This is a genomic window from Achromobacter sp. SIMBA_011 (assembly GCF_046535435.1).
Classification (GTDB): domain Bacteria; phylum Pseudomonadota; class Gammaproteobacteria; order Burkholderiales; family Burkholderiaceae_B; genus Achromobacter; species Achromobacter dolens.
This window is the reverse complement of record NZ_JAWRWN010000847.1, coordinates 1-254: the sequence shown is the minus strand read 5'-3', so window position 1 is coordinate 254 and position 254 is coordinate 1. Positions and strand designations below refer to the sequence as shown.

General features: G+C 63.8%; 1 protein-coding gene. It reads right to left on the bottom strand.

The window, feature by feature from the left end; all coding sequences use genetic code 11:
* Positions 1–254 (bottom strand): ATP-binding cassette domain-containing protein (locus tag SB816_RS33385; protein WP_410548426.1); only part of this gene is annotated, 254 nt, incomplete at both ends.

Sequence of the window (254 nt, the reverse complement as noted above, 5' to 3'; positions counted from 1 at the left end):
CTCATGTCCTTGCGGCGCAGCGCGGTCAGCTCCGAGCGGCGTGCCGACGCAACGTCGAGCCCGTCGATCAGCACCTTTCCGGCGCTGGGATCGACCAGCCGATTCACGAGGCGGATCAACGTGGATTTGCCGGAGCCGGACAGGCCCATCAGCACGAATATTTCGCCTTCCTGCACGTCGAACGATACGTTGTGCACGCCGACGACCTGACCGGTACGCTTGAGCACATCGTCTTTCGTTGCACCGGCGGCGAG